Origin of the sequence: Achromobacter deleyi (assembly GCF_902859705.1) — a bacterium.
GTDB classification, from domain to species: Bacteria; Pseudomonadota; Gammaproteobacteria; order Burkholderiales; family Burkholderiaceae_B; genus Achromobacter; species Achromobacter deleyi.
Map to the genome: position 1 here is coordinate 34,659 of NZ_CADIJO010000022.1, position 13,288 is coordinate 47,946.

10 protein-coding genes are annotated in these 13,288 nt (G+C 65.8%); 5 read left to right on the forward strand and 5 right to left on the reverse strand.

The window, feature by feature from the left end; translation table 11 throughout:
• Window position 1 precedes the first annotated feature (1 nt).
• Window positions 2–1,210 carry an MFS transporter gene (locus HV798_RS24730; protein WP_175190776.1) on the reverse strand — a complete coding sequence of 403 codons (1,209 nt, stop codon included), beginning with the start codon at window positions 1,208–1,210 and terminating at the stop codon, window positions 2–4.
• A 417-nt stretch (window positions 1,211–1,627) separates the two neighbouring features.
• Between HV798_RS24730 and HV798_RS24735 the strand changes: the two genes are divergently transcribed.
• The 4 genes from HV798_RS24735 (at window position 1,628) to HV798_RS24750 (ending at window position 7,568) form a co-directional block, all read left to right on the forward strand.
• Window positions 1,628–2,809, forward strand: a complete 1,182-nt coding sequence (locus tag HV798_RS24735) for an efflux RND transporter periplasmic adaptor subunit (protein ID WP_025136758.1) — start codon at window positions 1,628–1,630, stop codon at window positions 2,807–2,809.
• 1 nt (window position 2,810) lies between these two features.
• Entirely contained in the window at window positions 2,811–4,769 is a 1,959-nt protein-coding gene (locus HV798_RS24740; RefSeq protein WP_175190777.1) for a MacB family efflux pump subunit, read from the forward strand.
• Window positions 4,770–4,774: 5 nt separating this feature from the next.
• Entirely contained in the window at window positions 4,775–6,196 is a 1,422-nt protein-coding gene (locus HV798_RS24745) for an efflux transporter outer membrane subunit (protein ID WP_175216583.1), read from the forward strand.
• A 541-nt stretch (window positions 6,197–6,737) separates the two neighbouring features.
• Window positions 6,738–7,568, forward strand: a complete 831-nt coding sequence (locus tag HV798_RS24750; RefSeq protein ID WP_175190778.1) for a tRNA threonylcarbamoyladenosine dehydratase — start codon at window positions 6,738–6,740, stop codon at window positions 7,566–7,568.
• A gap of 53 nt (window positions 7,569–7,621) precedes the next feature.
• Here HV798_RS24750 and HV798_RS24755 read toward each other — a convergent pair whose 3' ends face one another.
• From HV798_RS24755 to HV798_RS24765, 3 genes are read right to left on the reverse strand one after another with little or no spacing between them, the layout of a single operon-like run.
• A complete protein-coding gene (locus tag HV798_RS24755) occupies window positions 7,622–7,933 on the reverse strand; it encodes a non-heme iron oxygenase ferredoxin subunit (protein WP_025136762.1) in 312 nt (103 codons plus the stop codon).
• A 15-nt stretch (window positions 7,934–7,948) separates the two neighbouring features.
• Entirely contained in the window at window positions 7,949–8,422 is a 474-nt protein-coding gene (locus tag HV798_RS24760; protein WP_175191105.1) for an aromatic-ring-hydroxylating dioxygenase subunit beta, read from the reverse strand.
• A gap of 2 nt (window positions 8,423–8,424) precedes the next feature.
• Complete coding sequence (locus HV798_RS24765; protein WP_175190779.1) at window positions 8,425–9,660, reverse strand: aromatic ring-hydroxylating dioxygenase subunit alpha; 1,236 nt, start codon at window positions 9,658–9,660, stop codon at window positions 8,425–8,427.
• 157 nt (window positions 9,661–9,817) lie between these two features.
• Between HV798_RS24765 and HV798_RS24770 the strand changes: the two genes are divergently transcribed.
• Window positions 9,818–10,720 carry a LysR family transcriptional regulator gene (locus HV798_RS24770; protein WP_175190780.1) on the forward strand — a complete coding sequence of 301 codons (903 nt, stop codon included), beginning with the start codon at window positions 9,818–9,820 and terminating at the stop codon, window positions 10,718–10,720.
• A gap of 81 nt (window positions 10,721–10,801) precedes the next feature.
• On the opposite strand, the gene HV798_RS24775 is transcribed toward HV798_RS24770, so the two are convergent.
• The gene (locus tag HV798_RS24775; protein ID WP_246289110.1) at window positions 10,802–13,204 is read right to left on the reverse strand and encodes a TonB-dependent siderophore receptor; all 2,403 of its coding nucleotides are present in this window, start codon (window positions 13,202–13,204) and stop codon (window positions 10,802–10,804) included.
• Window positions 13,205–13,288: the final 84 nt, after the last annotated feature.

Consider the following 13,288-nt stretch of genomic DNA (forward strand, 5'->3'; position numbering starts at 1 on the left):
ACTACGGTTTCCGGTCAGACTCGAGCGGGGGGTTGCGATTGGCCCAGCCTCCGGCCATCAGGGCCACGGAATAGGCCCAGAACAGCGGGGCGACGCCGATGACCGCACCCAGCGCGCCGAAGGTCAGCGGCAGGGACACCTGCGAACCGTTGATCAGCGCCATCCGCAGGCCCACGGCTTCGGCAGCGCGGCCCGGCGGCGAATGCTGGTGCAGCAGTGAAAGCATACTCGGTTGGCAGCACCCCAGCGCAAGCCCCAGGATGAACGACAGCACGATCAGGACGCTAACGTCGGTGAACAGCGGGTAAAGCATGAAGTCGATGGCGGCGGTGGCCATGGCCACGCGCACCAGCGTCCAGGACCGCACGCGGCGCTGGATCAGCGGCAATACCAGGCGGATGATGAACGTTGCCGCCGCGAAGGAAGCAAGAATGACGCCGATGGTGGTGGCGGACAGGCCGATCGCGATGCCGAAGATGGGCACCACGAACAGGTGGGTGTCCCAGGCGCCGGACAGGATGGTGTTGACCATCAGGATGCGGCGCAGCGCCGGCACGGCCAATAGTTCCGTCACGCGGCGGCGCTGGGCTTCCTTGGCGCCGGCCAGCAGCGAATCGACCGCCTTCAATTGGTGACGCAAGGTGTACAGCCCGGCCGCCGACAGCAGCGGACCCAGCGTCAGCAGGCCGAAGGCCAGCCGGGTGCCCAGGTGGTCGATCGCCAGGCCGGCGATCAGTGGCCCCGAAAACCCCGATCCCGCCAGGGCCAGCGACATGTACGAGAAATTGCGCAGGCGCTGCGTGGGTTCGGCGTGACCCAGCAGGTCCTGGGTGGCCACCTGGTGCAGCATGAAGCCGATGCCGATGGAACAGGACGCGATCAGCAGCGCGAACTGGGTCTGCGACACGAAGGGCAGCGCGGTGCCGATCACCACCAGCGTGGTGCCGGTGACCAGCGGGCGCACGATGCCGACCCGGTCGACCCAGCGGCCGGCGCGCACCGAAAACAGCATCGGCAGCACGGCAAACACGGCGATCAGCGTGCCCACCTTGAAGGTGGACAGGCCCATCTGCAGCGCCGTCAGGGACACGGTGATCCGTCCCCCTGTGAGCGCCACGTGGTTCAGCATGGCCAGCACGCACAACAGCGCCGCCCCGGAAAATTCCGGGGCGGCGTGATTTGAAGAGGGGGAAGGGGGCGAAGTAGGCACGGATACGACTTAACTGCATTCATTCTGTGCCTATCGTCGCGCTATGTCGAGGCGCGGTTTTTTTGCACTGCGGCAATCGTGTTTCGGCAGTGGCGACAAGATAGGCGCCATCTATGGCCCAAGTCGGATGGGGTTGGGGCAAGATGTCGGCACGTTCGCCGCAAGGTCGGTTACACGGGTTGCATTAATGCGCTGCAACAGATGTATCGTTCACGCAACGGAACAATCATTCGATACGGCGGCGCTAGCCCGGCCCGCTTTACCGTTTTTCACCCTTTAGCCACAGATTGGGCATCCTTTTGGCGCAAACCAGCGTTTAGGATGTGCAGGCAGTCTGGGCAAGCGCCGCCGGCCCTGTCCGTTTTTAGTTATTCGAGTGGCGGGCCATGCCCTCGCCGCCTCATCCGAACTGGTTCAATGAAAAAGCCTCGCAGCAAAGTCCAGCGCTACGTCCTCATCGCCGTTGTTCTCCTGATCATTGCCTATGGCGTCCGGGCCGTCTTTTTCTCGGCCCCGCCGCCACCCACCTTCGCCGTGGCCGAAGTCACGCGCGGCAACCTCGAAGACAGTGTGCTGGCCAGCGGCACGATGGACGCCATCGAACGCGTGAGCGTCGGCGCGCAGGCCACCGGCCAGCTCAAGTCGCTGAAGGTGGCGCTGGGCGACCGCGTCAAGAAGGGGCAGCTGGTCGCCGAGATCGACGATCTGACCCAGCAGAACGAACTGCGCAACGCCCAGGCCGCCTTGCAGACCCGCCGGGCCGAGCGCGCCGCCAAGGTCGCCACCCTGAAGCAGGCCGAACTGGCCTTCCGCCGGCAGCGCCAGATGCTGGCGGCCGACGCCAGCTCGCGCGAGGCCTATGAAACCGCCGAGGCCACGCTGGGCGTGACCCGCGCCGACATCTCGTCGCTGGACGCGCAGATCGTGCAGGCCGAAATCCAGGTGGACACCGCCAAGGTCAACCTGGGCTACACCCGCATCGTCTCGCCCATCGACGGCATCGTGGTCGCCGTGGTCACCAAGGAAGGCCAGACGGTGAACTCGTTCCAGAGCGCGCCGACCATCATCAAGGTCGCCCAGGTGGCCACCATGACCATCAAGGCGCAGATTTCCGAAGCCGACGTGACCCGGGTCAAGCCCGGCCTGCCGGTGTACTTCACCATTCTGGGCGAACCCGACCAGCGCTACCAGGCCACCCTGCGCGCGGTGGAACCGGCGCCCGAATCGATCCAGAAAGACGACGCCACCGCGTCCCTGACCTCGTCCGGTTCCAATTCCACCAGCGCCGCGGTGTACTACAACGGCCTGTTCGACGTGCCCAACCCCGAAGAAAAGCTGCGCATTTCCATGACGGCGCAGGTGTCCATCGTGCTGGGCGAGGCCCGCGACGCGGTGGTGGTGCCGGCCTCGGCCCTGGGCAAGCGCGGCGAAGACGGCCGCTATGCCGTGCGAGTGGTCGGCAAGAACAACCAGACCGAGACCCGCCAGGTCAAGATCGGCATGAACAACAACGTGCAGGCGCAGGTGCTGGAAGGCCTGGAAGCGGGCGAACGCGTGGTGTCGGCCGACGCCGCGCCGGTGGCCGCCGCAGGACGCTGAGATGGCCGGACCGCTTATTTCGCTGGCCGGGGTCCGCCGCGAGTTTCCCGCGGGCGAGCAGACCATCGCCGTGCTCAAGGACATCAACCTGACCATCGAGGCCGGGGAAATGGTGGCCATCGTCGGCGCGTCGGGCTCGGGCAAGTCGACCCTGATGAACATCCTGGGCTGCCTGGACCGCCCCACCAGCGGCGACTACCGCGTGGATGGCCGCAGCACCGGCGAGCTGGACCCGGACGAACTGGCCGAACTGCGCCGCGAACACTTCGGCTTCATTTTCCAGCGCTATCACCTGCTGTCCGACCTGACGGCGCAGGGCAACGTCGAGGTGCCGGCCGTCTATGCCGGCAAGCGCCGCGAGGCCCGGCTGGAACGCGCCGCCGAACTGTTGCGGCGCCTGGGCCTGGGCGACCGCACCGGCCACCGCCCCGGGCAGCTGTCGGGCGGCCAGCAGCAGCGCGTGAGTATCGCGCGTGCGCTGATGAACGGCGGCGACATCATCCTGGCGGACGAACCGACCGGCGCGCTGGACACGCACACGGGCCAGGAAGTGCTGCGCATCCTGGAAGAACTGAACGCGGCCGGCCACACCATCATTCTGGTCACGCACGACATGAACGTGGCGCGCCACGCGCAACGCATCATCGAGATCAGCGACGGCGAGATCGTGTCGGACAAGCGCAACCCCGATGCGCCGCGCGTGCTGGCCGAGCGCGAAGACGCCGCGCCGCTGCCGCCGCGGCCTGGCTGGCAGGCCTACCTGGACCGGTGCGGCGAGGCCCTGCGCATGGCGTTGCTGGCCATGAACGCGCACCGCCTGCGCACCTCGCTGACCATGCTGGGCATCATCATCGGCATCGCGGCGGTGGTGTCGGTGGTGGCGCTGGGCGAGGGCTCGCGCCAGAAGATCCTGGAAGACATCAGCGAGATCGGCACCAATACGGTCGAGGTGTTTCCGGGCAAGGACTTCGGCGACGAAAAGGCCGTCAACATCCGCACGCTGGTGCCGGCCGACGCCGATGCGCTGGCCCGCGAGTCGTACGTGGACAGCGTGACGCCGGAAGTCTCCACCAGCAGCACGCTGCGCTATCGCAACGTGGCGGTGAACGGTTCGATCCAGGGCGTGGGCGAGCAATATTTCCGGGTCCGCAACGTCAAGCTGGCGCAGGGCAAGTTCTTCGACGCCACCAGCGTGGCCCGCCGCGCGCAGGAAGTGGTGATCGACGAAAGCACCCGCAAGGCGCTGTTCGGCTCGCACACCGATGCCATCGGCCAGATCGTGTTCCTGGGCGCGATGCCGGCCCGCGTGATCGGCGTGACCAAGAAGAACGACACGGTCTTCGGCAACAACGAAACGCTGAACGTCTGGATTCCCTACACCACGGCGCTGTCGCGCGTGCTGGGCCAGCAGCATTTGAAAAGCATCACGGTGCGCGTGAACGATGCGTCGCCGCCGGCCGCGGCCGAGCAGGCGATCACCCGGGTGCTGCTGCGCCGCCACGTGGTGAAGGATTTCTTCGTGTTCAACACGGACGCGATCCGCAAGACGATCGAACGCACGACGGCGACGATGACGCTGCTGGTGTCGCTGATTGCGCTGATTTCGCTGATGGTGGGCGGCATCGGGGTGATGAACATCATGCTGGTGTCGGTCACCGAGCGCACCCGGGAAATCGGGGTGCGGATGGCGGTGGGCGCGCGCCGCAGCGACATCATGCAGCAGTTCCTGATCGAGGCGGTGCTGGTGTGCCTGATCGGCGGGGCGGTGGGTATCGCGCTGTCGCTGGGCCTGGGCGTGCTGGTGGCCAAAGCCACGGGCGGCTCGTTCCGCATGATCTATTCGACGGCGTCGATGGTGGCGGCATTCACGTGCTCGACGCTGATCGGCGTGCTGTTCGGCTATTTACCGGCGCGCAATGCGGCGCGCCTGGATCCCGTCGAGGCCTTGGCCCGGGAATGAGGACGATGAAAGCAGTTTCCCTGATCTACAAACCCGCCGCGCTGGCCTTGGCGCTGGCCCTGTCGGGCTGCGGTGGCCTGCTCAAGACCGAGTACCAGGCCCCCGAGACGCGCGCCCCGGCGGCCTGGACCTATGCGTCCGATGCGACAGCCCCGATGGCGCCGGCCGCGGCGCTGGCGGATGGCGGGGCGTGGTGGCGCAATTTCAATGACCCGGTGTTGATTGGACTGGTGGAAGGCGCGCTGGCGCGCAACAACGACCTGGCCGCCGCGGCGATCCGGGTACGCCGGGCGCAATACCAGGCGGGCCTGGCCGAAGACCAGCTGATTCCGCAACTGACGGGCAACGCCAGCGTGACCCGCTCACGCAATTTCTACGGCGACCGCGCAATCACCCGCACGAACGGCACGGAGCTGTCGATCGGCTACGAGGTGGACCTGTGGGGCAAGCTGTCGCGCCAGCGCGATGCGGCCGACTGGGAAGCGCTGGCGAGCGAGCAGGACCGCCAGAGTTCGGCGCTGTCGCTGGTGGGCACGACGGCGACGCTGTATTGGCAGACGGCGTTCATCAATCAACGCATTGCGAGCAGCCTGGAAAGCATTGCGTATGCACGCCGGACGCAGGACCTGGTGCGGGCGCAATATGCAGCGGGCGGGGCGTCGGCGCTGGAAATGGCGGAAGCGGAGCAGACGGTGGCAAGCCAGCAGGCGGCGCACGCGCTGCTGGTGCAGCAACATGTGGAATACGTGAATGCGCTGACGATTCTGTTCGACGGCCCGCCGGACCGCACGATGGCAGATCCGCCGCGGCTGCCGCAATATCCGTTGCCCGAGGCGCGGGCAGGCGTGCCGGCAGAGCTGCTGGGACGCCGGCCGGATCTGCGGGCGGCGGAACTTCGTCTGCGCGAGGCGCTGTCGAATGTGGACGCGGCGCGGGCAAGTTTCTATCCGACGCTGACGCTGACGGGCTCGCTGGGAACGAGCAGCCCGACGCTGTCGAACATTCTGCAAAATCCGGTGGGGGCGCTGACGACGGCGGTGACGCTGCCATTCCTGCAGTGGAACCGGCTGGGGCTGAATCTGAAAGTATCGCGGACGGAGTTCGATGAACGGGTGGTGACGTTCAGGCAATCTCTTTATCAGGCGATGGCGGATGTGGAAAATGCGTTGTCGAATCGGACGCAGCTGCGGGTGCAGGGGGAGCAGCTTGAGGCATCGTTGAAGGCGGCTCGGGAGGCTGAGCGGCTGTATGAAGTCCGGTATCGGGCGGGGTCTGTGTCGTTGCGGTTTTGGTTGGATGCGCAGGAGAAGCGGCGGGGGGCGGAGATTGCTCGGGATGAGAATGTGTTGAATCGGTTGGTTAATCAGGTGAAGGTTTATCAGGCGTTGGGTGGGGATGATTCTGTTTCTGCTACGAATGTGGAGTAGGTTTTCTACTTTTGTGGTTTTTGGTTTGCTGGTGGCGGGGAGTTCTTCGTAGGTCGCCCGTCGCGGGGGTGGCTTGCGGAGTGGGTGCCCACGATTGCGGTCCGGAGCCTTCGCTCCGGACTTCCCCTTCGTCATCTTCGTCCGCCTTCGGCTCCCTTCAGATTCCCTCGGGCGCATCGAGGTTGCCCACTCCGCAAGCCACCCCCGCGCCGGGCTACGCGTGTCTCGGTTCGTTGCGCTGCTAGACCTGTGTGCGGGGAATGGAATCTGCGGGGTCGCCAAGCCGCGGCCGCGCGGGCGGCCACGTTTGGCATTCGTGTTGCTGACTGTGTGGCGGTGGCGCTTCGCGCTGTTGGTGATTGCGTTTCTAGTGGTTCTGCGCGGTTGGGGGGGGGCGGTGATGGGCGGCGCGGCACATACTGGTTTGTGCATGGCGACTTTCTCGCGCGCCGCCCATCGGGCGCTGGAAACTTTGTTGGAATCCACGGTATCCGCGCCGTGGCTTAAGTACCCGCACCCCGCCCCATATAAAATACGTCCCATGAACCCCCAAGATCCTGTCGACCTCGACCGCCGCTTCTCCAGCCTGTCACGCCTTTACGGCCCCGACGCTCCGAAACGTTTTCAAGATGCTCACATTGCCGTTGCCGGCCTGGGCGGCGTGGGCTCTTGGACCGTGGAAGCGCTTGCTCGTTGCGGGATTGGGGCGTTGACCCTGATTGATCTGGACCATATTGCGGAGTCCAACGTCAATCGGCAGATTCATGCGCTGACCGATACCGTGGGGCAGTCCAAAGTGGATGCCATGGCCGAGCGGGTGTTGGGGATCAATCCGGCTTGCCGGTTGACGCGGGTGGATGACTTTGTGTCGCCTGAGAATGTCGGCGAGGTCTTGCCTGGGCCCTATACCGTCATCATTGACTGTACCGATCAGGCGGCGGCCAAGATTGCGATGATCTTGCATGCGCGGGCGTTGGGTGTGCCCATGTTGCTGTGTGGCGGGGCGGGGGGCAAGACGGACCCGCTGGCGTTGCGGGCGGGGGATCTGTCGGCGGCGGTGAATGATGCGTTGTTGTCCAAGTTGCGCAACAAGCTGCGGCGTGAGCATGGGTTTCCCCGGGCGTCGGACAAGAACGGCAAGGCCTTGAAGCGGGTGCCCAAGATGGGGGTGCATGCGCTGTGGTTCGATCAGCCGGCGATCTTGCCGGATGCATGGACGCGGGCCGGCGAGATGGACGACGACATGGGGGTGGCCGCGCAAGCGGCTGCGCCGCAGGGGTTGTCTTGTGCGGGGTATGGGTCTGTCGTGACCGTGACGGCCGCCATGGGGATGGCGGCGGCCAATGAGGCCTTGCGCCTGGCGTTGGGCTGATTGGCGGCGCCAGTGGGGCGCCGCCTTGGGCATGGGATGGTTCGGCTGTCTTGCTACAGCGCTACGAACACCATGCCATCTTCGATTCTGACGGGGTAGGTCGCCAGGTTGTCGCGTAGCGGCGAACAGAGGGCGCGGCCGTCTCTGACGTCGAAGCGGCCCTGGTGCAGCGGGCATTCGATTTCGTGGCCGGTCAGGAAGCCGTCGCACAGGCGGGCGTTGCCGTGGGTACAGAGGTTGGCGGTGGCGTAGACGCTGCCTTCGACGCCGTAGAGCGCGATTTCGTGGTCGCCGGCTTGCACGGCGATCACGTCTTCATCGGGTACGTCGGCCAGCGGGATGGCTTTGATCCATTGGGTTGTCATGGCGTGTCTGTTCTGTCAGATGGGATAGATCAACGAATTCGGAATCAGCTCGCTGTCGAAGATGCACAGTCTTGATTCGAATTTCAGGCCATCCGGGGTCTGGCGGATGACGTCCAGGTAGCGGCCTACGTTGTAGACGGTGGTGAGCTGGTTGGGCTTGGTGCGAAAGACGGCGTAGTTGGCTTCGGATTCGATCCGGTCGCCGGCGACCGACAGGACGCGGGGGGCGCCGACCACGTGGCGCTGGTAGTAGGGGTCGTGGAAGATGGTGTCGGTGGCGCCGTAGATGCGGTCGCGCAGCATGCCGCGGCTTTCGAAGGACATCGTGGCCAGGGGGTAGCCGCGTTCGTGGTTTTCGCGGGGCAGCACTTTGTAGGTGCAGTCTTCCAGGAAGAAGTCGGGCCACTGGTCCCATTGTTCGGCGTCCAGCACGGCGGCGTAGTCGGTGTACAGCCGGGTCAGCGCGTAGTACAGCGGAAATTCCAGCATCATCAGGCCTCCCCTTCCATCACGCGGCGCCAGTAGGCGTACATGCCGCGGATCAGCGTTTCGGTCACCATGTGGTCGGTGTTCTCGGCGGTCTTGCCGCCCAGTTCGGCCACGCTGCGGTGCCAGGGCTTTTGCTGGAAGCCGGACTGCGAAAACTCGATCACCTCGGCGTCGTCGGCCGACACGAAACCGGCGGGGCCGAACAGGTTGGCCTGGCGCAGGCGTCGCTGGGTCATCTCGGGCGTGTCGTCGGCGAATCCGAAGTGCGTCCAGACGAAATCGAAGGCGTCGTGGCCGACGGGCTGGATGTGGCGGGTCGACAGTGAATTGACCTGCTGCTGGATGATGACGCTGGGAAACAGCGTCATCAGCACCGCCGTGGGGCCGTTCCACCAGGGTTCGGGCACGATGTCCAGGAAGCGGTCGTCGTTCAGCGACATCTGTTCCTTGAAGCTGGATACGCCGCTGGTGACGCTGCCCTTGCCGCCCTGGCCGCGCGTCGAGATCATGGCGGCGTGGCGGAAGTGGCGGTCCATTTTCAGTTCGGACCGGTTGTCGGCCCGCCACAGGCCGAAGGTGACGAACCAGGTGTGGAGCAGGCCGGGGTGGTAAGGGTCCTTGATGTTCTCCTGCATCAGCTTCCAGTTGCCGGGAATGCGCTGGCGGCTGTAGCCGTGGATCACCAATTGGCGGCCGTCGAAGACGCGGTCGAAGTAGTGCAGGATGTCGGGGCCCAGGTAGTCTTCCAGCGGCTCGACGTCGTGGTCGAACGAGGCGAAGACGACGCCGTTGCGACAGGCCACGGCCAGTTTGGTCAGGCCGTGTTCCTCGGGTTTGAAATCCGGCGGCATGCCGCCGTTGACGCGGCCGTCCTGCTTGACGCCGCGGCGAAAGGGCACGCCGATCAGGTTGCCCTGCAGGTCGTAATTCCACTGGTGGTAGGGACAGACGAATTCGCTGCGGTTGCCCGAGCGTTCGCGGCAGAACTGCACGCCGCGGTGCGCACAGACGTTTTCCACCACCCGTACCTGGCCGTCGTTGTCGCGCAGCAGGATGACGGACCGCTCGCCCACGGCCGTGCGCTTGAAGTCGCCGGGGTGGGGGATTTCGGCTTCCAGGCCGACGTAGTTCCAGTGGCCTTGGTAGAAGAAGCGGTCCAGTTCCTTTTGGTGCACGGCGGCGTCGGTGTAGACGCCGAAGGGAATGCGGTGGGTGCCGTCGGCCGGCCAGGCTTGCATGGTTTGTCTCCTTCATCCGTGGCCGCCGTGCGGCCGGGCAGGGGCCGCGCGACATGGGCGCGGCGTTTGTTGCATCTTCGGCCAGGGCGTGGAATAAATAAATAGAATCTGGATGATGACAACAATCACCAAAATCAATATTGGTGGAGACAAGCGCATGAACCTGCAAGACATGGACCTGAACCTCCTGGTCGTCTTCAATGAACTATGCAAGCACGGCCGGGTGTCGGCAGTGGCGCGCAACCTGGGCATTTCGCAGCCGGGGGTCAGCAATGCGCTGGGCAGGCTGCGCAAGCTGCTGGGCGACGAGCTGTTCCTGCGGACCTCGCGCGGCATGGTGCCCACGCCGTATGCCGAAGCGTTGGCGCAGCCCATTGCCGATGCGTTGGGGGCGCTGCACGGCACGTTGAATGCGCGTACCTTGTTCGACCCGGCGCATAGCGAGCGGGCCTTCGTCATTGGCGTGAATGACGTGGGCGAAACCTATTTCCTGCCGCGGCTGATGCGGGCGCTGGATGGCGCGGCGCCGGGCGTCACCATCCGCACCGTGCGCACGACGTCGATCGACGTGAAGGACGAGATGGAGCGCGGGCGGATCGACCTGGCGATGGGCTTTCTGCCGGGTTTGAAGCAAGGCTTCTTTCAGCGCCGGCTGTTTCGCCAGCCCTATGTGTGCATCTTCCGGCAGGACCATCCGCTGGCGCGCGGCGGCGTGTCGGCCAAGCAGTTTCGCGCCGCCGAGCACGTGGGCATCGTGTCCGAAGGCACCGGCCACGGCGTGGTGGACCAGGTGATCGAACGGGCGGGCATCCGCCGCCGCCTGCGGCTGACGGTGCCGCATTTCATGGCGGTGGGGCCGGTGCTGCAGGCCACCGACATGATCGCGGTGGTGCCGCAGCGCTTTGCCGATTGCGCCTGTAAGCCCTTCGGCCTGGCCACCGCGCCCTGTCCGGTGAAGATTCCGGAGTCCGTCATCAATGTCTTCTGGCACGCGCGCAACCATCGCGAGCCGGCCAATCAATGGCTGCGGCAGGTGGTGGTGGAGCAGTTCGCGGACTAGTGGACGGCAAAATAGGAAGGCGGCAACCGGAAAGCGGCCTGCATCGGCGGGCTTTCCGGTGTGCCGGTGCCGGCCGCGCGCCTAGAACTGCATCTGCGCCGACAGAGCGACGTTGCGCGGATTGCCCAGGTAGTAGCTGTTGAGCCAGTAATTGCGGTTGGCGACGTTGTTGACGTTCAGGCGCAGCGTCACGGGGCGGCCGGTCACCTTGGTGGCGTAGCGCAGGCCCAGGTCGAACGTGGTGTACGAGGGCAGCCGGCTGCTGTTGGTGTCCGTGGCCCATTGCTTGCCGACGTGATAGACCCCGCCCGTCACGCTCAGGCCCGGCGCGAACGGCAGGGCGTATTCGGAATACAGCTTGGCCATGAACTTGGGCACGTTGATCGGCGCGTTGCCGTCGTTGGCGCTGCCTTCCACGCGGGCGGTCAGCCACGTTGCGCCGCCCATGACGGTCCAGGCCTCGGTCAGCTTGCCCACCGCCGATATTTCCGCGCCGCGGTGGCGCTGGATGCCGTCCTGCACGTACACGTTGGCATCGTTGGAATATTCGTAGGCCTTTTCGATATCGAACAGCGCGCTGCTGACCAGCACGCCGCCCAGTTCGGCCTTGATGCCCAGTTCGCGCTGCTTGCTGCGCATGGGCGGCAGCACCTGCAGGCGGTTGACCGCCTCGTCGGGCGCGACGCCGCCTTGCTCCAGGCCTTCGATATAGGTGGCGTAGGTCGTCAGCCAGACCGTGGGCGCGTAGATCAGGGACGCGTTGGGCGAGTTGCGGCCGCGGTCGTAGTCGGGCTGGCCGGCAAGGCCCTCGGCGTTGCGTTCCATCGACTTGATGGTGCTGCGGTTGATGCCGACCAGGGCGGACCACTGTTCATTGAAGCGCACCAGGTTGCCGATCATGAAGTTGTCGTTGCGGATGCGGCTGGCGTAGTACATCCGGGCGGAGGCGTCGGACGGCCACTGCGGTTCAGGCACGTGAGTCGGGCGGTCCAGGCTGTAGGGGCCGACGTAACCGGTGTGCGGGAAGTAGGTGGTCTGCCACTGCCGGTCCATGTAGCCGTAGTAGCCCAAGGTGACCTTGTGACCGAGCGGGCCGGTGTTGAACGACAGGTCGGCCAGGGCCTGCCAGGCCTCGGACTCGGTCTTGGTCGGCCCCACCTTTTGCCGCAGTTGCGAGTATTCGCCGGCTTCCTGCACCGAGTTCATGGTGTGGTACTGGATCGGGCGGTCCTGGTATTCGCGCAGATGGGCCACGCGCAGCGTCAGGTGGTCGCTGGCCTCGTAGGTCATGCGCGCCATCCATTTGCGGCTCTGGGTCTCGTCGCGGATCCACGGCTGGCTCCAGTCCTTGCTCGAATCCATGGCCTTGGGGCGGGGCACGCCGTCGCCAAAGAACCAGTAGGCCGTGGGCGAGCGCATCTTGTAGTCGCTGTACGACGCACCGAGTTCGAGCTTGAAGCGGTCGGTCACGTTGAAATCCAGCGCCAGGCTGGCCAGGGTGCGGTCGATCTTCTGGTCGTCCACGGCGGTGTCGCCGTTCTGGCGCACCAGGTTGACGCGATAGCCGACCTTGCCGTTGTCGTCGATGGGGCCGCCGAAGTCGCCATGCACATAGGCCTGGCTGGCACCATAGGTGCCCACGGTGATGCTGTTGTACCGGTCGGGGGTGGGGCGCTTGTTCACGTAATTGACCATGCCGCCGGGCGAGGCCGCGCCATACAGAAAACCGGACAGCCCGCTCAGCACTTCGACGCGTTCCTTGTCTTCCAGCGAGGCGGCAAAGCCGTAGGCGTGGCGCAGGCCATCTTCCGCGCGGTCGTAGCTGTTGAACCCGCGGATCTTGACCATCGGCGCCCAGCCGGCCAGTTGCGGTACCTGCGTCAGGGTGGACGGGTTGATCTTGTAGACGTCGTCGGGCGACTGCGCCTGCACGTTCTGCAGCAGTTCGCGGGGAATGACGTTGAAGGTGTAGGGGGCGTTGCGCAGCTCCATGCCGCCCAGCGCGCCGGCGGCGGATACGGTGCTGGCGCGGTAGCCGTCGCTGGCCAGGCCGTCCTGTTGCAGGGCGGCCGTGGCGCTGCCCTGCACGGTGATGCCCGGCAGCGTTACCGCATCGGCATTGGCCGCGGGAACGATGGTGTAGGCGTTGCCGCGCCGCGCCGGCTGCAGGCCGGTGCCGGCCAGCAGCGCGTTCAGGCCCGACCAGGCGGATTGCCGGCCGCGCAGGCCCGGGCTCTGGCGGCCGGCAGTCAGCGCCGCCTCGACCGAGACCTGGATGCTGGCCTGCACGGCGAATTCGGTCAGCACGCGGCTGAGTTCGCCGGGGGCAATGTCGTAGTCGCGCTCGGCGGCGGCCTGGGTGGCCTGGGGGGCGTTTGGCGTCTGGGCGGGGGCCGCGCCGGGCAGGGCCAGGCCGATCAGTGTGGCGGCGGCCGTGGCGGCGGGCAGGCGGACGGCGGCGCGTCGGCGGGAAGGGGAAGGCATGTGCATGGTACGGCCCGGTCTGGAAGGGAGAAATGGGTGGTTTCACCCCGTATGCCAATCCACGACGCGAAAAAGGGAACCTCG